Genomic DNA, 21100 nt, shown 5'->3' on the forward strand with positions numbered 1-21100 from the left:
GTCTCATTCCGAACCCGGTCGTTAAGTCTCCTTGCGCTGATGGTACTGCCCTGTGATGGGGTGGGAGAGTAGGTCGCTGCCACGGTTTTTCTTGAGGGAGAGGGAAGGGGAAGTGTCCGCCGTTGGGTGGGTTCTTTCTCTTTCCTCTCTTTTTTTGTTGGGGTTTGTGCGTTTGTGAATGGTGGTGTGGGTGGGTGGGTTGTTGTGTTGTCGGGGGTCCTTCGGGGCCCCTTTTTTTGTGTGCACGGGCCCGGAACCCACGGCCCACGACCACCACAACGGACTCCGCCTCCACGCACGCCTGGGCGCTCTCGCGTCGCTGGCCCGCGGTTTCGATCGGGGGTCCCCTGACCGGAGTGGCGTGGGCTGGGGTGGGAGAATTGTCCTATGACGAAAACGATGCCCGCTGACCTGCTGGCCGCTGCCGAAGCCGCGAACGGTTTCATGCCCACCGACGAAGGGCTGGCGCTCTTCGAGACGGCCCTGGAGTACGCCGATCGCGGTCCCGTGGTGGAGATCGGTACCTACTGCGGCAAGTCGACCATCTTCCTGGGCGCGGCGGCCCGGGTCGCTGAGGCTGGTGGGGCTGGGCGCGCCAGAGTCGTCACCGTGGACCACCACCGGGGTTCCGAGGAGCACCAGGAGGGGTGGGAGTACCACGACAGCTCGCTGATCGACCCGGTCACCGGGAAGTTCGACACCCTGCCGCACTTCCGACACACGATCACCCGAGCTGGACTGGACGACGTCGTCATCGCCGTGACGGGTGCCTCCCTGGACGTCGCCGCCCTCTGGGGGACGAGGCTCGGGATGCTCTTCATCGACGGCGGGCACAGCGAGGTCGCGGCCAGGAACGACTACGAGGGCTGGTCCCCGCACGTCGCCGTGGGCGGGGCGCTGGTCATCCACGACGTGTTCCCCAACCCCGAGGACGGTGGTCGCCCACCGTACGAGATCTACTGTCGCGCGCTCGAATCGGGGGAGTTCAAGGACGTGCGGGTGGTGGGTTCCCTGCGTGTACTGGAGCGCGTCGCCTGACCAATTCGCGTTCGATAATGCGCACGCTCAGTCACCGCCCCCGGGTATGGCAATATTGAACGGGAATGTGAGTGAGCCAACACCCGGACATGGACACGTCTTCGAAGGGTAAGCCTTCGGTAAGAAGTGACCGTGAGGTTACGGACTCGGCCTTGACACGGTTATGTGCGGGTATCGTGGCTTTGAGGGCGAAGCGATGGTGGTGATTTTCCCCCGAATGCCGCTTCGGTCCCGAATCGAACTGAACCGATCAGGGGCACTCGCGCGTCAAACACCAGGACGGCACGGTGCCGGACGTGATTTGCCTTGGGGGCGGGGAGCTGAGCAAGAGCACACACGGTAGTGACGGGACGGATGGACAGCGTCCCGATTCGAACACACCGGAGACGAACGACACCTCTGCTGAGGAGCTGTCCAGTCAAGCGACCCCCCAGGGTGATGATCTACCCACCAGTGGTGAGAATCAGTCCGACGGGGAGACCTCGGAGTCGGGTACCGAGCCCAACGGCCAACCCGAACCGGAGTTCATCGCTGGACCCATCGCTTTCAAGACGAGCGGCACGTTCCTACGTGACCGCGTGGCGCAGACCCTCGCCGAACAGGGTTTCGAGGACTCCGTGAAGAAGGAGCAGGAGTCGGCGACGGTCTCCCCGGCGGTGACCGAAACCGAGCCCGAGCCCGACGGGGTCGAACCGGCGGTGGCGGCCGCGTCCGTTGCCGACACCCCGGATGAGGGCGAGGACCCTTCGACGCACGAGGACGCGTCTTCCGAGACCGGCCAGGGCTCCGAGGGCGCCGCGACTCCTGAGGGAAACGAGGCCACCGAGGCATCGGAGGGTTTCGACGCGAAGCCCACCACCGACGCGACGCCCCTTCCTGAGGTCGAGGCTCCGGCGGGCGGAGTGCCGGAGACGGCGGGACGGGAGGAGGACGGTTCCGAAGAGTCTCCCTCTGTCGCCCCCGCCGAGCCAGAGGAAGCGCCCGCTGTCACCTCGGCCGAACGGCCCGGGGAGGCGCCCTCCGCCCGTCCGGCAGAGGAGACCGCTCCGGTCTCCACCGCGACGGAGGAACAGGACCAGCCGACCCGGGCGATGCCCGCTCCGGCCGGGGCCGCGTTCGCCGGAGCTCCACCCGAGGAGTCCGCCGCGCCGGGTGAACCCGGGGAAAGACCGGCCGAGGAACCCGCGGCCGCCATGTGGCCGACACCTCGGCGCATGTCCGATGTCGTGTCGGACGGTTCTCGCGCTGCCAGCGGCCCGACCGCTGCTGCCGGTGCGGCCGGAGCCGGCGCTGCCGCCGGTGCGGCCGGGGCCGGGGGTGTGCCCGGGGGCCCTGGGAACACCGGTGGTCCCGGTGGTCCCGCTGGGCCGCCGGGCGGCGCGGAGACGCCCGGAGAATCCGGCAAGAGCGGCAAGGGCAAGAAGAAGGCGAAGAAGAAGCCGCTCTGGCTCCGCCTCCTGCTGGGCTTCCTGGCGGTGACGGGCCTGGGCGTCATCCTGGGCTGCGGCGTCTTCACGTACTTCTACATGACCGTCGAGGTGCCCGACGCGGCCAAGGCCGACGCCGTCGAGCAGGGGTCGACCTTCTACTTCGCGGACGGTGAGACCGAGTTCGCCTACCGGGGAACCGACCGCGAGGTCATCAGCTACGAGGAGATGACGGAAGGCGGCGACCATGTCGTCGAGGCGGTCATCTCCGCGGAGGACCGCGGGTTCTGGACCGAGCCCGGCGTCTCGCTGAGCGGCACCATGCGCGCGGTGTGGTCCACCGTGACGGGGGAGCAGGTCCAGGGCGGTTCGACCGTCACCCAGCAGATGGTGCGCAACTACTACGAGGGCGTCTCCTTCGAGCAGACCGTGTCCCGCAAGATCCAGGAGATCATCATCTCCATCAAGGTGGATCAGAGCGAGGACAAGGAGTGGGTGATGGAGCAGTACCTCAACACCATCTACTTCGGTCGCATGTCCTACGGGGTGCAGGCCGCCTCGCAGGCGTACTACCACAAGGACGTCGACGAGCTCACCGCCGAGGAGGCGGCCTTCCTGGCGGCCGCCATCCAGCAGCCGACCCGGTTCGGCCAGGCGGACGTGGAGACCACGCCCGACATGGAGAACCGCTGGCAGTACGTGGTCAACGGCATGGTCACCACCGGGGCGATCACCCAGGCCGAGGCGGACGCCATGGAGTTCCCGGCTCCCGAGCCGGAGAAGACCACGGAGGACCTCAGCGGCTACCGGGGATACATGCTCCAGGAGGCCATGAACGAGCTGTCGAAGCTGGGGTACACCGAGGACCACGTCAACCGCCAGGGCTTCACGATCGTCACGACCTTCGACAAGGACATGATGGACGCCGCCTACGAGGCGGTGGAGGAGATGGTCGACCCGGAGGCCCTGCCGGAGGGCGTGAACATCGGGTTGAGCACCATCGACCCGAAGACCGGCGAGGTGCTGGCCTTCTACGGAGGACACGACTACCACCTGAACCAGTACGACAGCTCCTTCCTGGGCGCGGCCCAGGCGGGGTCGGCGTTCAAGCCGTACGTCCTGGCGACGGCGCTGGAGCAGGGCTACGGCCTGAACTCCACGGTGGACGGCCGGGGACCGCGTCAGATCGCCGGTTCGCGGGTGCAGAACGCGGGTGATGCCGCGGGCGGGATCATGACGCTCACCCAGGCCACGACGGTCTCGAACAACCTTGGCTTCGTCGAGCTGGCCCAGGAGGTCGGTTTCGAGGAGATCAGGCAGACCGCCTACGACGTGGGCCTGCCCGACGGCAGCATCGCCGACAACCAGCTGGTCCCGGTCATGCCCCTGGGCGCCACGAGTGTGCGTCCGGTCGACCAGGCGAGTGGCTACGCGACCTTCGCCAACGGCGGCGTCCACATGCAGGCGCACGTCATCAAGGAGATCGTCAACCAGGACGGTGACAACGAGCGGCCGAAGATCGAGGGCCAGCGCGCCCTGGAGGCGTCGACCGCGGCGGACGTCACCTACGCCCTGGAGCAGGTGGTCAAATCGGGTACGGGCACCGGTGCGGCGCTGTGGGACCACCCCGTGGCGGGCAAGACGGGTACCACCGACGGCAGCGTCGCGGCCTGGTTCGTGGGGTACACCCCGCAGCTGTCCACGGCGGTCGGTGTCTACAGCGGCAACAACGAGAGCTTCCACATCCCGGGGCACGACATCTCCGGCGGCAGGTTGCCGGCGCAGATGTGGAGGGCCTACATGACCCGCGCGATGGAGGGCTACGAGCGGGCCTCGTTCCCCAGCCCGGAGTTCGGTGGCACCACCGAGAACTGGGCGCCCGAGCCGTCCACGCAGGCTCCCCAGGAGCCGCAGGAGCCGGAGGGCGGCGAGCCGGACGTCCCGGTCGCGCCGGAGGAGCCCGTGGAGCCGGTCGACCCGGAGCCGGACATCCCGGAGGACCCGACCGTGCCGGACAACCCCGGAACGGGTGATCCGGTCGAACCGGGGATACCGGAGGTCCCGCCCAGCAGGGGCGAGGAAGGCTGACGCGAAGGAGGGCCCCGAGGGGCCCTCCTCGTGTCTTCCGGGACGTGGGGGGCTTCTTCCCCGCCCGTGGGATACGCGGGTGCACCGCCCCACCCGAAGGGCGCGGACCCGGCCCCGTCCGGGCCCGCCGGTCCTCAGTCCCAGGTGTGCAGGAAGACCCGGGACCCGGGAGTGGTGCCGGTGAGCGCGTCCACGGCGAGGACGACCGCGGCCGAGGTCCAGGTGCTGCGCTCCACCGGCCAGCGCACCTGCTCGGCGAACTGGTAGCCGGTCCAGTAGACGCCGTCGTCGGGGTCACGCAGGTGCTGGACGTCCCGCAGGACCCGGGTTCCCCGCTCGGTCTCGCCGAGTGCGGCCAGGGCCATGACCAGCTCGGAGGACTCGGCGGCGGTCACCCACGGCTGGTCGCTCACGCAGCGCACGCCCAGACCGGGTACGACGAAGGCGTCCCACCGTTCCGCGACGCGCGCCCGGGCCGCGTCGTCCCTCAGCACCCCGCCGAGGACCGGGTAGAACCAGTCCATCGAGAAGCGGGAACGGTCCGAGAACAGCCCCTCCTCGTGGGTGATGAGTTCGGCCAGGCGGTCGGCGGCCTTGACCCACTCCGGGCGCTCGCGGCCCAGCCGGGTGCCCAGGGCGGCTCCGCAGCGCAGGGCGTGGTGAACGCTCGCGCAGACGGTGAGGAGCGCGTGGTCGCCGGGGGAACCGTCCTCGGACCGGGCCCACAGGATCTCCCCGTGCTCGCCGCGTAGGCCCAGCACGAACTCCAGTCCGCTCTCCGCCACGGGCCACAGCCGCTCGGCGAACGCCGTGTCGCCGGTGGTCAGCAGGTGGTGGAGCAGGCCGACCGCCGGGTAGGCGGCGTGGTTGGCCTCGCGCAGGGCGGTGACGGGCGCGCCTTGGCGGTACTTGGCGTACCAACCGCCTTCGGGGTGACGGCTGCCGTCCAGCCACAGGTAGGCGCGGCGGGCCGCCTCGGCGTGCCCGGGGTCGAGCACGCCGGTGACGGTCAGCGCCATGGCGCACTCCACGTGGTCCCACACGTCGGCGTGGCCGCCGGGGAACCAGGGGATCACCCCGTCTTCCTCCTGGGCGCGCGCGAGGTAGTCCGCGGACCGGTGCAGCTGTTCGGCGCTGAGGACCCCGGGCAGGTGGAGGGGGGAGGCCATCAGACGTCCGTGGCGGGCTTGCGCACGTACACGATCACGCTCTTGCCGATGACCGGGTTGAGGAGCCGTTCCGCCACACGGGTGACCTTGGGGGCCTGGAGCATGTCCCAGACCAGGAGGTCGTGGTAGGCCTTCGCGGCCGGGTGGTCGTTGTTGTCGGTGCCCACGGCGCACTTGATCCACCAGTACGGGGCGTGCAGGGCGTGCGCGTGGTGGTGCGGGCCGATCTCGAAGCCGGTGGCCTTGAGCTTGGCCTCCAGTTCGGCGCGGGTGTAGATGCGGATGTGGCCGCCCTCGTTGGTGTGGTACTCCTCCGAGAGGGCCCAACAGATGCGCTCGGGCAGGAAGCTGGGCACGGTCACGGCGGCGATGCCCCCGGGCTTGAGCACCCGGTAGAGCTCCTTCATGGCGGCGGTGTCGTGCGGCAGGTGCTCGAAGATCTCCGCGGCCACGACCCGGTCGAAGCTGTCGTCGTCGAAGGGCATGTCGAGGGCGTCGCCCTTGACGGTCTCCGCCTTGGCGGAGGCGGGAGCCTCACCCTCGTGGGCCATGGCCGCGAACATGGTCTCGACGTCGGCGAGGTCGCTGACGTTCTGGTCGAAGGCGACCACGTCGGCGCCGCGCCGGTAGATCTCGAAGGCGTGGCGTCCGCCGCCGCAGCCGAGGTCGAGGACGCGGTGCCCCGGTCGGACGGGGAAGAGGTTGAAGTCGACGGTGATCAGTGGAGGCTCCCTTGTGTGGGTCGTGGGGTCAGACCGATGGTGGTCGCGTAGCGCTGGGCGGTCAGTTCGGCCACGGCCCTCCAGGTGAAGCGTTCCTGGACCCGGCGCCAGGCGGCCGCGCCCATGCGCTCCCGTTCGGCGTCGTCGTCGAGCAGGGAGGCGAGTTCGGCGGCCAGGAGCTCGGGGTCGCCCGGGGGGATGAGGCGGCCGGCGTCACCGTCGGTGCCGACGACCTCGGGAAGGGCTCCGGCGCGGCTGGCCACGAGGGGGGTGCCGCAGGCCATGGCCTCCACAGCGGGTAGGGAGAAGCCCTCGTAGAAGGAGGGGACGACCGCGACCTGGGCGCTGGAGACGAGTTCGCCGAGCTGCTGGTCGTCGATGCCGCTGACGAACTCGACCCTGTCGCGTAGACCGAGTTCGTCGACGAGCTGGTCGGTGGGGCCGCCGGGCTTGGGGCGACTGACGATCCGCAGCGTGACGTCGCGTTCGGTGGCGAGTTTGGCGGCGGCGCGCAGGAGCACGGAGACCCCCTTGAGGGGGCTGTCCGCGCTCGCGGTGCACACGATGCGTCCGGGGACGCGTTCCACCTCGGGGCGGGGGTGGAAGTAGCGGGTGTCCACGCCGAGCGGGGTGACCTCCATGGTGGCGGGGTCGACGCCGAACTCGCGGGCGATGTCGTCGGCGGAGGACTGGGAGGGAACCAGGATCGGGTCGAGGCGGCGTGCCACGCGCGCCTGCATCTTGACGAAGCCGTACCAGCGGCGCTTGGAGAGCTTCTGGAGGCCCCGGGCCTCCTCGATCTCGATGCGGCGGTCCACGCTGATGGGGTGGTGGATGGTGGTGACCAGGGGCAGGCCGGCGGACCTGATGCCGAGCAGGCCCCAGCCCAGGGTCTGGTTGTCGTGGACGACGTCGAAGTCACCGAGGCGGCGTCGGAGTTCGCGGTTGGCGCGCAGGGAGTAGGTGAGGGGTTCGGGGAATCCGGCGGTCCACATGGTGGCGACCTCCAGGACGTCGATCCAGTCGCGCCACTCGCGCACCGGCGGGGCGACGAAGGGGTTGGCGTCGTTGTAGAGGTCGAGGGAGGGGAGTTTCTCCAGGGTGACGCCCTCGTCGAGGACGGGGTAGGGCTGTCCGGAGAAGACGGTGACCTCGTGACCGAGCGCGGCCAGTTCACGGGAGAGGTGGCGGACGTAGACCCCCTGGCCGCCGACGTGCTGTTTGCTGCGGTACGACAGGAGGGCGACGCGCAGGGGGCGGTCGCCGGAGGGCCGTGGGGTCGGTCCCGTGCTGGTGCCCGACTGGGTCAAGAGTCCACCTCTTCGTTGGGTCGCGTGCCCGGTCGCCGCCGTGCGCTCCGGTCCTGGCCGGAGCTGGTGCGCCCCCATATGTTACTCGTGAGTTCACTCGAGGTCGGCGCCGGGCATCGGGTACAGGGGATCATATTCGGGGCGTCGTGCCCGGGATGACGCAGGCCCAGCGCGGCCGGTCGCTCGGGCCCTCACGGCGGGCGCGTCCGCGCTCCTCCAGGAGCCGCAGGTGCGCGGCGGTCTCGGAGGCGGCCATGTGCCGTGCCAGCGGGCGCATGTCCGCCCAGGGGCGGCGCCACTCCAGTCGTGACGTGAGCTCCCACAGGGTGGCGGGCCCCTGCCCGAGCAGCGCGGTCATGCCCTCCAGGCGCTCCTCGTGGTGGTCGACGATCTCCCGGGCGCGTCGGGGCAGCCCCGAGAAGCGGGACTCGTGTGAGGGAAGACATAGGAGGCGGTCGGCCCCGGGCAGACGGCCGATCCTGTCCTGGGAGGCGAGGAAGTCCCCGAGGGGGTCGCCCTCGGCGGAGTCCAGGGGGAACTGGCCCACGTGCGGCGTGATGCGCGGGAGCACGTGGTCGCCGGTGAAGAGGAGTTCGCGTCCGGCCAGGCGCAGGCACAGGTGTCCGGGAGTGTGGCCCGGGGTCCACACGGCCCGCAGGTCCAGCCCGGGGGCGTCGACGCGTTGGCCGTCGTCCAGGGCGAGGTCAGGGAGCGCGGGGGGACGGAACACGGTGGGAGAGGCGCGGTAGGCCTCCACGTCTTCCTCCGGGAAGCCCGCGCGGGTCATCTGTTCGACGACGGAGGCCGCGCGCTGGTCGTCGGTGCGCTCCGACTGCCGGCGCAGCACCCGGGCGTCCGCGGGGTGCGCGGCCACCCAGGCGTCGGAGGCCGCACGCAGGCGGCCCGTGAGCCCGGAGTGGTCGGCGTGGAAGTGGGTGAGGACGGCGCCGCGGACCTCGTCCACCCGGTGGCCCGTCTGTTCCAGGCCGCTGACCAGGGCGTCCCAGGAGGCGTCGTGGTCCCAGCCGACGTCGACGAGCACAGGGCCGCCGGGGGTGCCGAGCACGTAGACGTAGGTGAACCCGACGGGGTTGTGGGGGACCGGCACGGGGACGCTCCACAACCCCTCGCCCAGGTCCTCGACTGGGGGAACCTCACGCATGCCTGGCCCGACCTCTCCACTGGAAACCGAATCTGGTTCGATTCTAGGGAAGGGGGGCGCGGGGTCCGCGCCCACGGTGGCCGGAAGCGGCCCGCGTATTTCGGGCTGACAAAATAGAACATATTCTACAAAGACCTGGATGCCATCCTGAAAGTTCTCGCCAAGCTCTCGTATTGCCTCTGCCACGTCGGGCAATGAGGCGAGGATCATGGGTTCGAGCCGCTGTGGTCGAGGCGGCCCGTTGGATAACGTGTTCTCGTGAGCCGGGGTCCGGCGCTGCCGACGCGCGGACCGATGACGAATGGGAGAGACCCTGTGGCGGTGCAGGCACCGATCGGAACGATGACGCGGAGTCAGACCCAACGCCGTCGGCGCATCGTCCAGACCGCGGCGGCCCTGGCCGTGCGCGGCGGCGTGGAGGCCATGCAGATGCGTTCGGTCGCCGAACGCGCGGGGGTCGCCCTCGGCACGCTCTACCGCTACTTCCCCTCCAAGATGGACCTGGTCGTGGCCGTGGTCACCGAGGAACTCGACCTCCTGGAGGGCGGCATCGTCCGTCGCCCGCCCACGGCGGACGACCCCTCCGGCCGCGCCGTCGACGTCCTGCTGAGGGCCACGCGCGGTCTCATGCGCGAGCCCGAGCTGGCCGACGCCCTGGTGCGCTCCCTGATCATGGCCGAGGTCAAGATCGAGCTCGACGTGCGCATCAGCGACCTGGTGTGGCGGGTGGCCACCGGCAACCTGGGTGACGGCGGGTCACCGGACGACACCGAGGTGGACCGCGACAGCACGGGGTACGTCCTGGCCGGGGCGCTCACCAGCGTGTGGATCTTCGAGCTGGTCGAGATCCTCAAGGGGCGACGCGACATCGAGGAGGTCGAGGGGCGTCTGAGGACCGCCGCCGACCGTCTGCTCGCCTCCTTCTGAGGAGTCGGACGCGCCGGAACCTACTCCGCCGGTTCCCCCGGGTCGGCCTTGCCGCTACCGAACAACAGCCCCAGCAGGCCGCCGAGCAGGCCGGGGGAGCCGTTGCCCGGGTTCCCGCCCCCGTGGTCCGGGGCGCCGCCCCCGTCCTCACCCGGCTCGGGGTCGGGCTCGTCCGCCGGGGGTTCGGGGGGTCGAGGCGTCTCCTCGGGTCCCCGCGGAGCTTCGGCGTCGCCGCCCTCGCCGGACGGCTCCTCGGGCTCACGGTCCTGGGGGCCGGTCGGTCCCCCGCTGGGGGCGTCCTCGGGTGCGTCGGGTTCGGGGCTCCCGGACCCCGGTGCGTCGGTGACGGTGACCGAGGTCGGCTCCGTGCCGGGCTTACCGTCGGAGGCGGTGGAGACGGCCTCCACACCGGTCAGGCCCGAGCGCTGGCCCGGAAGCGCCGGACCGGACTCGATCAGCGTCGTGGGTCCCCCCACGTGACTGGCCCACCACCACAGCCCGAACGCCACGACGACCGTGGCCACCCCCGAGATCGCGGGCAGCGGCCAACGCCGGGGGCCGGGGTCGGCGGCCTCGTCCAGCGGGTCGTGGCCGGGTGAGGGCAGGGGTGAGCGCGCGTCGTCGCGCACCGGGTGGTCGGCGGTGGTCAGCAGGTCGCGTGGCAGGGCACGGGGGAGCGGGACCTCGACGGGTTCGGTGACCGCGTCGGTCTCGACCACGGCGGTGCCGGGCGGACCGGAGCGGTGGACGGGGTAGCCGTCCGCCGTGAGCGGGTGCGTGGCGGCGGTGATCCGGGCCCGCTCGTCGGCGGTGTCGGGTGAGGTGCAGGTGTGCACGACCCGGTCGCGCAGCCCGGGCGGGGCGCCGGGCGGCCGCAGCAGGGTCAGCGCGGAGGAGACCCGGTGCACCTGGGTGAGCCAGGCGCCGCCGGGGGTGTTGTCCTCGTCGGGTTCGGGTCGGGGCGGTCCGGCCAGCCCCTCCGCCGCGCGCCGGATCGCCGAACGGGACAGCTCGCCGCAGATCCTCGGCTCCAGGCCCAGGACCCGTGCGACGGCGGCCGTGGGCAGCGCGTGGCGCAGGTTGAGCTCGACGAGTTCGCGGTGGCTGGCGGGCAGGCGGGAGAACATCTCCGCCACGGGGGCCTCGGCGGGCACGGTGGCCAGGCGCGTGTAGGGACAGGTGTGCGCGAACCCGCGCCGCTGGCAGGCGGCGCGGACGAGGGCGAAGAGCCAGGGGCCGCGGTCCGCGGGGTCGGAGAGGCGCGACTCCAGCGCGACCCCGGCGACGAGGGCCTCGTGGACGGCGTCGGCGACCGGGTCGCCGACGGTCCGGTCGCCTCCGCCGGTGTACCGGTCGGGGTCGCCGAGCAGGGACCACGCGTACCGGTGCAGCGAGTGCGCGAACGCGTCGCACAGCTCCTCGACGGCCTCCGCCGCTGGTACGTCTGTTTCGTTACCTCTGGTCACGATTCTCCCCCCGCTCCTGAGGTGACGCTAGCGAGGGGAGGCGCCTGGTGTGGGCGAATGGAACAGCTGTGGCCCGAAGGTGAGACTTCTGTTACCGCCCCGCGCGTGCGGCGCCGCGCGCACGCGCGGGTCACGCCCACCGCCGCCCCGGCTACTCGCCGCCCCGGGAGGGCTGTCCGATGGCCACCATCCGCTCCACCGAGCGGCGGGCCCGCTCGGCGGTCGCGGGGTCCACCAGGATCTCGGTGGTGCCGTGGCGCAGCGAGTTCAGCAGCTTGTCGGCGTCGATCATCTTCATGTAGTGGCACTCGGCGCGTGAGTTGACCGCCTCGAACTCCGTGGTGGAGTTGGCGTTGCGCAGCTGGTGCAGCATGCCGGTCTCGGTGGCGATGAGCACCTTCTTGGCGGTGGTGTTCTCGGCCGCGCTGAGCATCCCGCCGGTGGAGAGGACCTTCACCCGCTCCTCGGGGACCGCGCCGCTGCCCACGAGGTAGAGGGCGGAGGTGGCGCAGCCGCACTCGGGGTGCACGTACACCTCGGCGTCGGGCTCGGCCGCGACCCGCTCGCGCAGGGTGTGGCCGTCGATCCCGGCGTGCACGTGGCACTCGCCCATCCAGACGTGGATGTTCTCGCGGCCGGTGACCCGCTTCACGTGGGCGCCGAGGAACTGGTCCGGCAGGAAGAGGATCTCCCGGTCCTCCGGGATGGACCGGATGACGTCGGCGGCGTTGGAGGAGGTGCAGCAGATGTCGGTCTCGGCCTTGACCGCCGCCGTCGTGTTGACGTAGGCGACCACGACCGCCCCGGGGTGCTGGGCCTTCCAGGCGCGCACGTCCTCGGCGGTGATGGTGTCGGCCAGCGAGCACCCGGCGTTCGGGTCGGGCAGCAGGATGGTCTTCTCCGGCGCGAGGATCTTCGCGGTCTCGGCCATGAAGTGCACACCGCAGAAGACGATGGTGCTGGCGTCGACGCTCGCGGCGAGCCGGGACAGCGCCAGGGAGTCGCCGGTGTGGTGGGCGACGTCCTGGATTTCCGGGCGCTGGTAGTTGTGCGCGAGGATGACAGCGTCGCGCTCCTCTGCCAGGCGGCGGACCTCGGTGGCCCACTCCTGCCTGGTCATGGTGTCCGCCGTCGTGGTGACCGATGCCATGTCCGTCTACTTCCTTGAGGCTGTGGGCACGCCGTGCGGGCGCCGTGCCAGGGGAGATGAGTGCGGCGACCAAGTTTTTGTCTGCCAGGCACAAACCTGGTGCAGCTTAACATGGCGTGGAACGGAAGGGACAGGGTGGATATCCCGGAAGCAAACGGACAGGCCGTGACAGCCGGAGCGGGACCGACCGCCACGGCCGACCCCGTCGTGAGGACGGGGGCGTCGGAACTCTCCGCACACGAGGCGATCGCGGTCGTCCTCCAGATCCGCGCGGGCGAACTGTGCGTCCTGCTGTGGAAGCGCGCCCTGCCGCCCTGCGAGGGCGAGTGGGCGCTCCCGGGCGGTCGGCTCGGAGCCCGGGAGAGCCTGGGCGCCTCGATCCGCCGTCAGCTCGCGCAGAAGGTCGACGTCCGCGACCTCAGCCACATGGAACAGCTGGAGACCCGCAGCGACCCCCACCGCGACCCCCAGCGCCGCACCCTGGCCACCGCCTACCTCGGGCTGGTCCCAGCCCACATCGACCCCGTCGTCCCCGCCGACACCGGCTGGCACCCGGCCGCCGACCTCCCCCCGATGGCCTTCGACCACGCCTCCATCGTCCGCTCCGGCCGCCACCGCCTGCGCTCCAAACTCAGCTACACCAACGTGGGGTTCGCCCTGGCGCCCCCTGAGTTCACCATGTCGGAGCTGTCCGCGCACTACCGCGCCGCCCTCGGGCACGACGTGGCCGCCACCAACCTGCGCCGGGTCCTGTTGCGCCGAGGGCAGATCGAGGAGACCGGACGATCCGTCCCCTCCGGGCGCTCGGGCGGCCGCCCCGCCGCCCTCTTCCGCTTCCGCGCGCGCGAGCTGGAGGTTACCGACGCCTTCGCCGTGCTCCGCCCGCCGGGGCGCTGACCACGGTCGGCCCTCGGGGCACCGACCGCCGAGGGCCGAAGCCCGCGCCGCCGTGCCGTGCGGGCCCGGCCGCTCCGCCCCGGGGCCGCCCCCCGACACGCCTTGTACACTCCCTAACCGTGGCAATTCGTACTGTGGTGTTCGACGTCGGCGAGACACTCGTCGACGAGACGCGGATCTTCGCTCGCTGGGCGGATCGGTTCGCCATCCCGCACATGGCGTTCTTCGGCACCATCGGCGCCGTGCTCGGCGCCGGGGGTACCCTCACCGACGGCTTCCGGCTGCTCGTGCCCGGGTTCGACCTGGAGGCCGAGAGCGCCCGCTGGCGCACCGAGGACCCGCAAGGGGCGCGCGAGCACTTCGACGAGCGCGACCTCTACCCCGACGTGCGCCCCGCCCTCAACGCCATGAAGGAGGCCGGGCTCTCCCTGGTCATCGCGGGCAACCAGCCGCCCGAGGCCGGGCCCGCGCTGGCCGCCATGGGCCTGGGCGTGGACGGCATCGGCATCTCCGACGTGTGGGGCGTCCACAAGCCCCAACCGGAGTTCTTCGACCTCACCCTGGAACTGGCCGGACGCAGCCGCCCCGGCGTCACCGCCGAGGAGATCCTCTACGTCGGCGACCGCGTCGACAACGACGTCCTGCCCGCCCGCCGCGCCCGGATGCGCACGGCCCTGCTGCGCCGGGGCATCTACGGCTACCGCCACGCCGCCACCCCCGACGCCGAACGGGCCGACGTGGTCGTCGACGACCTGCACCAGCTGGTCGACTGGATCGCCGCCCAGAGCTGAGTCCCGACGCCCGGACACGTGTGCCGGGTCATACTCCTGTTCGATTCCGGCGGCGTGTCAGCGTGTTCGCCGCCCTCCGGCCTCGGGTAACCTTCCCCGCACGCCCGGGGCCGACCGGGGTCGCGGTCCGGTCACGGTGCCCGCCTCCTCCCGTTTGATCCCCGAGCCCAGGGGAAGGCTGCGAACCTGCGCGGCACCCCGCGGTACCACCAACCGGCCCCCGAACGGAGACGACCCCGCGATGATCACATTCGAGGGCGCCGCCAAGACCTACCCGGACGGCACCGTCGCCGTCGCCAGCCTGGACATGACCGTGGAGACCGGCGGAACCACGGTGTTCGTCGGCCCCTCCGGCAGCGGCAAGACCACCTCCCTTCGGATGATCAACCGGATGGTCGAGCCCACCTCCGGCACCATCCTCGTGGACGGCACCGACGTCCGCGCCCAGGACCCGGCCCTGCTCCGCCGCTCCATCGGGTACGTCATCCAGCAGGCGGGCCTCTTCCCGCACCGCACCGTGCTGGACAACATCGCCACCGTGCCCCTGCTCCTGGGGTGGCGCAAGGGGAAGGCGCGCGCCCGCGCGGCCGAGCTCATGGAACTGGTCGGCCTCGAACCCGCCCAGGCCAAGCGCTACCCGCACCAGCTCTCGGGAGGCCAGCAACAGAGGGTCGGCGTCGCGCGCGCCCTCGCCGCCGACCCGCCGGTCCTGCTCATGGACGAGCCCTTCAGCGCCGTCGACCCCGTCGTGCGCACCAGCCTCCAGGACGAGCTGCTCCGCCTCCAACAGGAGCTGCACAAGACCATCGTGTTCGTCACCCACGACATCGACGAGGCGGTGCGCCTCGGCGACCGGATCGCGGTCTTCCGGCCCGGCGGGGAACTCGCCCAGTACGACACCCCCGAGCGCCTGCTGGCCGAACCCGTGGACGCGTTCGTCGAGTCGTTCATCGGCTACGACCGGGGTGTGCGCCGCCTGTCCTTCTTCCCCGCCAGCGCGCTCTCCCCGCGCGAGGACGTCGTCTTCGACGACGAGGACCGCGTGGAGCGCGCCAAGGACGTCGTCACCGTGGACGCCCAGCCGTGGGCGCTCGTGGTCGACGGCGACCGCATGCCGCTCGGCTGGGTCAGCGCCGAACAGCTCGACCGGGCGCCCACCGGGGTCCCGCTCGGCTCCCTGGAACTGGCACCCTACGGCCACACCTTCGACGTGGGGGTCGACTCCCTCCGGGCCGCCCTCGACGCCGCCGTGCTCTCGCCCGCGGGCCGGGCCGTCGGCGTGGACGACGAGGGCCGGGTCGTCGGCGTGGTCTCGCAGGACGACCTGGGCGCCGCGATCTGGTCGGTGTCCGAGTGACGGCCGCCGACGCGAACGCGGTCGTGGGCGCCTGGGAGTGGGTCGTCCGGGTCGCCGACTGGGGCGTGTCCAACTGGAGCTACCCCGACGAGCCGGGGCGGGGCATCCGACCCCTGCTCATGGAACACCTGCGCCTGTCCTACCTGTCCATCCTCATCGGACTCGTCGTGGCCGTGCCACTGGGGCTGGCGTGCGCGCGCTGGCGCGGACTCTACCCCCCGGTGCTCACCGGTGTGAACGTGCTCTACGCGGTGCCCTCCATCGCCCTGTTCTTCCTCATGCTGCCCTACACCGGGTTCAGCGACTGGACCGCGATCGTGCCGCTGTCCCTGTACACCCTGGTGATCCTGCTCCCCAACGTGGTGGACGGACTGCGCCAGGTGCCCGACCACGTGCGCCAGGCGGCCGTGGCCATGGGCTTCGGTCCGCTGCGCCGACTGGTCACCGTGGAGATGCCCGTGGCAGTCCCGGTGATCATCGCCGGACTCCGCGTGGCCTCGGTGGCCACCATCAGCATGGTCAGCGTCGCCTCGCTCGTGGGCCTGGGCGGTCTGGGGCAGCTCATCCTCAGTGACGGGTTCCGCCGCCAGTTCGACGCGCCCATCGTGGTCGGCATCGTGCTGGTCGTGCTCCTGGCGTTCGTCACCGACGCCCTGCTGGTGGCCGCCCAGTACCTGCTCACCCCCTGGACCCGCGGCTCCGGCCGACCGGCCCGGCGGCGCGCCGCACGCCCACACGGAGGGGCCGCCCCACCCGCGCCCACCGTCGCGACCCCGGCGGACACGACCGTGCGACCCGACCCAGCCACGGCGGGGGAGTAGACATGGACATCCTGAACGAACTCCTGGCCTGGTTCGGCGACCCCGCCCAGTGGAGCGGCCCGGCGGGCATCCCCGCCCGGCTCGGCGAACACGTCTACTACTCGCTGCTCGGGCTGCTGATCGCGGCCGTCATCGCGGTGCCCATCGGCCTGTACACCGGGCACACCGGGGTGGGCGGGTTCCTCACCGCGAGCCTGGCCAACTTCGCCCGCGCCCTGCCCACCATCGGCGTGCTCTTCCTCATCGTGCTGGCCGCCGGGATCGGGCTGGTCCCCGTCGTGGCCGCGCTGGTGGCCCTGGCCGTACCTCCCATCCTCGTCAACACCCACGAGGGGGTCCGGGGGGTCGAACCCCGCTTGCGGGACGCCGCACTGGGCATGGGCATGCGCGGCCGCGAGGTCCTGTTCGGACTCGAACTCCCCGTGGCCCTGCCCCTCGTCCTCATCGGAATGCGCACCGCCGCCGTCCAGGTGGTGGCCACCGCCACCATCGCCGCCTACGTGGGAGTGGGCGGCCTGGGCCGCTACATCGTCGACGGCCAGGCCCGCCAGGACCTCACGATGATGCTGGGCGGCTCCGTTCTCGTGGTGGCACTGGCCGTGGTCAGCACGCTCCTGTTCGCCGGGCTGCGACGCGTCCTCGTCGCTCCCGGGCTGCGTGCCGAATCCGCGGCGGCGCGCTGACCGGGCGGTCTTCGGGCACCGCCAGCCAAGTAGGACTCCCCAGAGAGAAGGATTCAGACATGCACAAGAGGCTCGCCCTCACCGGGCTTCCCCTGGTGTTGCTCCTCAGCGCGTGCGGCGGCAGCGACCCCTTCGAGGAGGACGGCGGCGGAGACGGCGGCGCCTCCGGCTCGGTCGTCATCGGCTCCGCCGACTTCCCCGAGAGCACCCTGCTCGCCGAACTGTACGGCCGGGCCATGGCCGCCGAGGGCGTCGACGTCGAGTACCAGCTCAACATCGGCAGCCGCGAGGTGTACTACTCGCAGATCGAGTCGGGCAACCTCTCCGTCTTCCCCGAGTACAACGGCGCCACTCTGGCCTACCTCGACGACGGGGCCCCCAGCGCCGACGCCGAGGAGACCAACGCGCTGGTGCGCGAGGCGCTGCCGGACGGGCTGGAGATCCTCGACTCCTCCAGCGCGGAGAACAAGGACTCGATCACCGTCACCAGCGAGACGGCCGAGGAGCACGACCTGGCCAGCCTCACCGACCTGGCCGGCGTCGCCGACCAGCTCGTGCTGGGCGGACCGCCCGAGTTCGAGACCCGCCACCAGGGCGTGGTCGGTCTGGAGTCGGTCTACGGGATCGAGTTCCGCGAGTTCCGCTCGCTGGAGGTCGCCCTGCTGACCAAGGCGCTGCTGGACGACGACATCCAGGCGGCCAACCTGTTCACCACCGACCCGCAGATCGCCGTCGAGGACCTCGTGGTCCTGGAGGACCCGGAGAACCTCTTCGGGTCGCAGAACATCACCCCGCTCATCAACGCCGAGCAGGTCGACGACACCGCCCGGGACGCTCTCAACGCGGTCTCGGCGGCCCTGACCACCGAGGAGCTCACCCAGCTCAACGAGCGGGTCGTGATCGAGAACGAGAACGCCGCCGACGTCGCCCAGGAGTGGCTGGAGGCGCAGGGCCTGGTCTGATCCGGCCCGCACGGCGCGGGCCCCGGAACCCTCACCCGGTTCCGGGGCCCGCGTGGTCACGTCCCCGGGGTCAGCCGAGCGCGTGGTAGCGGCCGTCCCAGCGCACCATCGCCGGACCGCGGCGCGCGCCCGCGGAGGGCAGGCCCACCACGTCCGCGAAGAAGACCGTGTGGTCGCCGACCTCCACCCGCTCGCGCACCGAACACTCCAGTGCGGTCAACGCGTCGTCCAGGACCAGCGCTCCGGTGTGCCCGCCCCGGTGGTGGGCCAGCCCCGACACCAGGTGCCGGGCGCTCGGGCGGCCCTCGGCGGCGAACCGGCCCGCCACCGCGCGCTGGTCGGCGGCGAGCACGCTCACCGCGAAGGCCCCCACCTCGCCGAGCACCTCGGCCACGTAGCCCTCGGCGGCCACGCTCACCATCACCACCGGCGGTTCGGCGGAGATCGACACCAGCGCGCTCACCGTCGCCCCGATGTCGTCGCGCCCGTCCGCGACGGTCACCACGGTGACGCCCGTCGGCAGCAACGCCACCGCCTCCAGGTAGGCGCCGCCCGAAACGCTCAACGGACCTCCCACGAGCCGGGCATGCTCAGCGGACCCGCGGCGGGCAGTCCCAGGCGGGCCGCCACGTGCTCCAGGGAACCCCAGGCACTGAGCACCGTCTGCGGTTCGGCCGAGGCCACGTCCTCGCTGGACTCGTGCTGACGGAGCCGGTCCAGCGGGTGCGCGCGCGGGAAGACGCGCACCGGCAGGGCCCCGGCGCCCACCTTGTCCCGGGCCAGCCGCACCGCCGTCTCGACCCCGCCCAACTCGTCGACCAGACCGTTCTCCAGGGCGTCCGCCCCGGACCAGATCCGGCCCTTGGCGACCGCGTGGAGCTCGTCCCAGGTCCGACCGCGCGCGGCGGCCGCCTTGGCCACGAAGTCCTCGTAGATGGTGTCCAGGAGCAGGTTGATCCGCTCCCACTCGGACTCGCTGAACCCCTCGTCGGTACCGAACATGCCCGCGTGCGGGCCCTCGCTCACCGAGTCCGACGTGATCCCGAACCGTTCGCGCAGCGCGCCCAGGACCGGCTTTCCGACCAGCACGCCGATGGACCCGGTGATGGTCGCGGGCTGGGCCACGATCGCGTCCGAGCCCAGAGCGACGTAGTATCCGCCCGACCCGGCGACGTCGCCCATCGTGGTGATGACCGGCTTGCCCGCCTCGCGGGTCAACTGGCTCTCCCTGCGGATCAGGTCCGAGGCGATCGCCGAACCGCCCGGGCTGTCCACCCGGAACACCACGGCCCGCACCCGGGGGTCCTGGCGGGCGGCGCGGAAGGCGGCGCAGACGGTGTCCGAACCCATCACGCTGCCACCCAGCGGCGAACGGCGGCTCCTGCCCAGGTTGATACCGCCGTTGGCGGAGATCAGGGCGATGTGGTCGCCGCCGTCGGCGAACTTCGGGCGGGGCGGCGGCACGTGCTTGCGGTGGTACCGGGTGACGAACTGCAGAGCGGGCTTGGCGGAGTCCCCTCCCTTGGCACCCACCTGCTCGTTCAACTCCGCGTACACCTCGTCGCGGTAGGCCAACTGGTCGACCAGCCCCGCCTCCAACGCCTCCCCCGCCAGGATCGGTGCGGTGGCGATCAGCTCCCGAACGCGCTCCTCCGTGAGCCCGCGGCCCCGCGCGACCGCCGCGACGATCTGGTCGTTCATCGACCGCACGATCCGACCCACCGCCTCACGGTGGGCGTCGGTGTAGCCCGTCTGGGTGTACGGGTCGAGCGCGTTTTTGTACTCGTGGCGCGCCCCGCCCTCGAACCGCACGTCCAACTTGTCCAGGGCGCCCTTGAGGAACGTGGTGCGCGACATCAGGCCGCCCAGCCCCACCAGACCGGTCGGGGAGAGCACCACACGCGAGAACGCGGTGGCCAGGTAGTAGGACAGGTTCCCGTCGCCCGCCTCGCCGAAGGTGTCGGCCCAGGCGACGGCGGGCTTGCCGGTGGAACGGAAGTCCGCGACGGTGTCACGCAGCTCCTGGATCTTCGCGATCCCGAGGGAACGCGAGTCCACCCGCACGACGAGACCGCCCACCTCCGGGTCCCGGGCACCTCTGCGGATACCCTCCAGGACCTCCAGGTAGTGCTGCTTGCGCCTGTTCATGATCTGCGTGAGGGGGTCGCCCGGCGCCTCGTCGGCGACACCCTCCGTGAGGTCCAGCTCCAGGACCAACGGGCCCCGGGAACGGGGGCCGAACCGGTTGAGGGACAAGGGCTCAGTGATCTTCGCGAGGTCCACCATGGACCCAGGGTAGTCGCGGCCGCGGCCCGGCGCGGAGGGTGTGTCGAGGGCGCTATGGTCGACTGTGCTCCGATCTGTCAGACACGGGGTCGGGGACCGGCGAGAAGGGCGGAACGAACAATGGCGGGCACGACGGACCTGGTTCGGCACCGGCGGCGTGGCGGCCGTGTCGCGGCGGTCGCGGCGGCGGCCCTGCTGGCGCTCACCGCCTGCGGTTCCGACGAGGCCACCGGAGAGATCGAGCTGGAGCGCGGCGAGAGCGGCATGATGCCCGCGATCGAACCCCCCGGTCCCGAGGGCTTCGGGAGCGCCGACGTGATGGGCGTGCGGATCGACACCCCCGACGACTGGGACGTGCAGAACGACGGCGCCCAGCTGTGCATGACCCCGCCCGGCCAGAGCTCCTGCGCCTACGGGTCCATCCAACTCGTCCCCAAACAGGCCGACAAGCACCCCCAGGGCTGGCCGAAGAAGGACGAGTCCTTCAACGACGACAACGGCTGGGCGGACGACACCGACAGCTGCCGCAGCCTCAACACCGCCGCCTCCGGCAACATCGGAGTCTCCGGAGCCAGCCTCCAGACCGGGGCCGGAAGCGTCTTCGAGCACGCCGACGAACGCAAGTCCCACTACTCCATCTGGTCGGTCACCTGCGACAACAACGACACCTTCGAGGTGCGTATGTGGTTCCTCCCCGAGAGCGACGTCCTCCTCTACGTGTGGTCCGTCGACGCCCAGTACAGCGCCGTCTACGACGAGATCGCCGCGTCGATGGACACGACGGAGTACCGCAGTAGCTAGCGGCCCAGGCGCCTTCTGGCATCCGCGCCGCGCTTCGGTCCGG

General features: G+C 71.3%; 18 protein-coding genes. 10 read left to right on the forward strand and 8 right to left on the reverse strand.

What is annotated here, in order from left to right; translation table 11 throughout:
* Positions 1-387 precede the first annotated feature (387 nt).
* Both ACFYL4_RS25735 and ACFYL4_RS25740 read left to right on the forward strand, forming a co-directional pair.
* Complete coding sequence (locus ACFYL4_RS25735; RefSeq protein ID WP_387521747.1) at positions 388-1038, forward strand: class I SAM-dependent methyltransferase; 651 nt, start codon at positions 388-390, stop codon at positions 1036-1038.
* Between the two features lie 287 nt (positions 1039-1325).
* A complete protein-coding gene (locus tag ACFYL4_RS25740) occupies positions 1326-4553 on the forward strand; it encodes a transglycosylase domain-containing protein (protein ID WP_387521749.1) in 3228 nt (1075 codons plus the stop codon).
* A 134-nt stretch (positions 4554-4687) separates the two neighbouring features.
* On the opposite strand, the gene ACFYL4_RS25745 is transcribed toward ACFYL4_RS25740, so the two are convergent.
* From ACFYL4_RS25745 to ACFYL4_RS25760, 4 genes are all read right to left on the reverse strand, one after another.
* Positions 4688-5722 carry a prenyltransferase gene (locus tag ACFYL4_RS25745; protein WP_387521751.1) on the reverse strand — a complete coding sequence of 345 codons (1035 nt, stop codon included), beginning with the start codon at positions 5720-5722 and terminating at the stop codon, positions 4688-4690.
* On the reverse strand, positions 5722-6444 hold the full coding sequence (locus tag ACFYL4_RS25750) for a methyltransferase domain-containing protein (protein ID WP_357769201.1): 723 nt from the start codon (positions 6442-6444) through the stop codon (positions 5722-5724). Before ACFYL4_RS25750 ends, ACFYL4_RS25745 begins: the two co-directional genes overlap by 1 nt.
* A complete protein-coding gene (locus ACFYL4_RS25755; protein WP_387521753.1) occupies positions 6441-7754 on the reverse strand; it encodes a glycosyltransferase family 4 protein in 1314 nt (437 codons plus the stop codon). Before ACFYL4_RS25755 ends, ACFYL4_RS25750 begins: the two co-directional genes overlap by 4 nt.
* Before the next feature lie 130 nt (positions 7755-7884).
* Positions 7885-8916, reverse strand: coding sequence for an MBL fold metallo-hydrolase (locus ACFYL4_RS25760; RefSeq protein WP_387521755.1), 1032 nt, complete (start codon positions 8914-8916; stop codon positions 7885-7887).
* A gap of 315 nt (positions 8917-9231) precedes the next feature.
* Here ACFYL4_RS25760 and ACFYL4_RS25765 point away from each other — a divergent pair, with 315 nt between their 5' ends.
* Positions 9232-9843 carry a TetR family transcriptional regulator gene (locus tag ACFYL4_RS25765; protein WP_387521757.1) on the forward strand — a complete coding sequence of 204 codons (612 nt, stop codon included), beginning with the start codon at positions 9232-9234 and terminating at the stop codon, positions 9841-9843.
* Positions 9844-9863: 20 nt separating this feature from the next.
* On the opposite strand, the gene ACFYL4_RS25770 is transcribed toward ACFYL4_RS25765, so the two are convergent.
* The gene (locus ACFYL4_RS25770) at positions 9864-11309 is read right to left on the reverse strand and encodes a sigma-70 family RNA polymerase sigma factor (RefSeq protein ID WP_387521759.1); all 1446 of its coding nucleotides are present in this window, start codon (positions 11307-11309) and stop codon (positions 9864-9866) included.
* A 151-nt stretch (positions 11310-11460) separates the two neighbouring features.
* Positions 11461-12459, reverse strand: a complete 999-nt coding sequence (nadA, locus tag ACFYL4_RS25775) for a quinolinate synthase NadA (RefSeq protein WP_357769188.1) — start codon at positions 12457-12459, stop codon at positions 11461-11463.
* A 135-nt stretch (positions 12460-12594) separates the two neighbouring features.
* Between nadA and ACFYL4_RS25780 the strand changes: the two genes are divergently transcribed.
* The 6 genes from ACFYL4_RS25780 to ACFYL4_RS25805 all read left to right on the forward strand — a co-directional run bounded on the left by ACFYL4_RS25780 (position 12595) and on the right by ACFYL4_RS25805 (position 17970).
* The gene (locus ACFYL4_RS25780; RefSeq protein WP_387521761.1) at positions 12595-13356 is read left to right on the forward strand and encodes an NUDIX domain-containing protein; all 762 of its coding nucleotides are present in this window, start codon (positions 12595-12597) and stop codon (positions 13354-13356) included.
* A gap of 134 nt (positions 13357-13490) precedes the next feature.
* Positions 13491-14147 carry an HAD family hydrolase gene (locus tag ACFYL4_RS25785; RefSeq protein WP_357769202.1) on the forward strand — a complete coding sequence of 219 codons (657 nt, stop codon included), beginning with the start codon at positions 13491-13493 and terminating at the stop codon, positions 14145-14147.
* A gap of 241 nt (positions 14148-14388) precedes the next feature.
* The gene (locus tag ACFYL4_RS25790) at positions 14389-15504 is read left to right on the forward strand and encodes an ATP-binding cassette domain-containing protein (RefSeq protein ID WP_357769190.1); all 1116 of its coding nucleotides are present in this window, start codon (positions 14389-14391) and stop codon (positions 15502-15504) included.
* Positions 15501-16325, forward strand: coding sequence for an ABC transporter permease (locus ACFYL4_RS25795; RefSeq protein ID WP_357769191.1), 825 nt, complete (start codon positions 15501-15503; stop codon positions 16323-16325). Before ACFYL4_RS25790 ends, ACFYL4_RS25795 begins: the two co-directional genes overlap by 4 nt.
* Before the next feature lie 2 nt (positions 16326-16327).
* Positions 16328-17008, forward strand: coding sequence for an ABC transporter permease (locus ACFYL4_RS25800; RefSeq protein ID WP_387521763.1), 681 nt, complete (start codon positions 16328-16330; stop codon positions 17006-17008).
* 59 nt (positions 17009-17067) lie between these two features.
* Positions 17068-17970 (forward strand): ABC transporter substrate-binding protein, encoded by a 903-nt coding sequence (locus ACFYL4_RS25805; protein WP_387521765.1) that lies wholly within the window; start codon positions 17068-17070, stop codon positions 17968-17970.
* Positions 17971-18040: 70 nt separating this feature from the next.
* Here the strand turns inward: ACFYL4_RS25805 and ACFYL4_RS25810 are convergent, their stop codons facing one another.
* Complete coding sequence (locus ACFYL4_RS25810) at positions 18041-18535, reverse strand: flavin reductase family protein (RefSeq protein ID WP_357769194.1); 495 nt, start codon at positions 18533-18535, stop codon at positions 18041-18043.
* On the reverse strand, positions 18532-20256 hold the full coding sequence (locus ACFYL4_RS25815) for a S49 family peptidase (protein ID WP_387521767.1): 1725 nt from the start codon (positions 20254-20256) through the stop codon (positions 18532-18534). Before ACFYL4_RS25815 ends, ACFYL4_RS25810 begins: the two co-directional genes overlap by 4 nt.
* Before the next feature lie 120 nt (positions 20257-20376).
* On the opposite strand from ACFYL4_RS25815, the gene ACFYL4_RS25820 reads away from it, so the two are divergent.
* Positions 20377-21057: a hypothetical protein gene (locus ACFYL4_RS25820; protein ID WP_357769196.1), complete on the forward strand. Its 681-nt coding sequence runs from the start codon at positions 20377-20379 to the stop codon at positions 21055-21057.
* The last annotated feature ends 43 nt before the right edge of the window (positions 21058-21100 follow it).

The organism is Nocardiopsis sp. NPDC006938 (assembly GCF_042869555.1).
Taxonomy (GTDB): domain Bacteria; phylum Actinomycetota; class Actinomycetes; order Streptosporangiales; family Streptosporangiaceae; genus Nocardiopsis.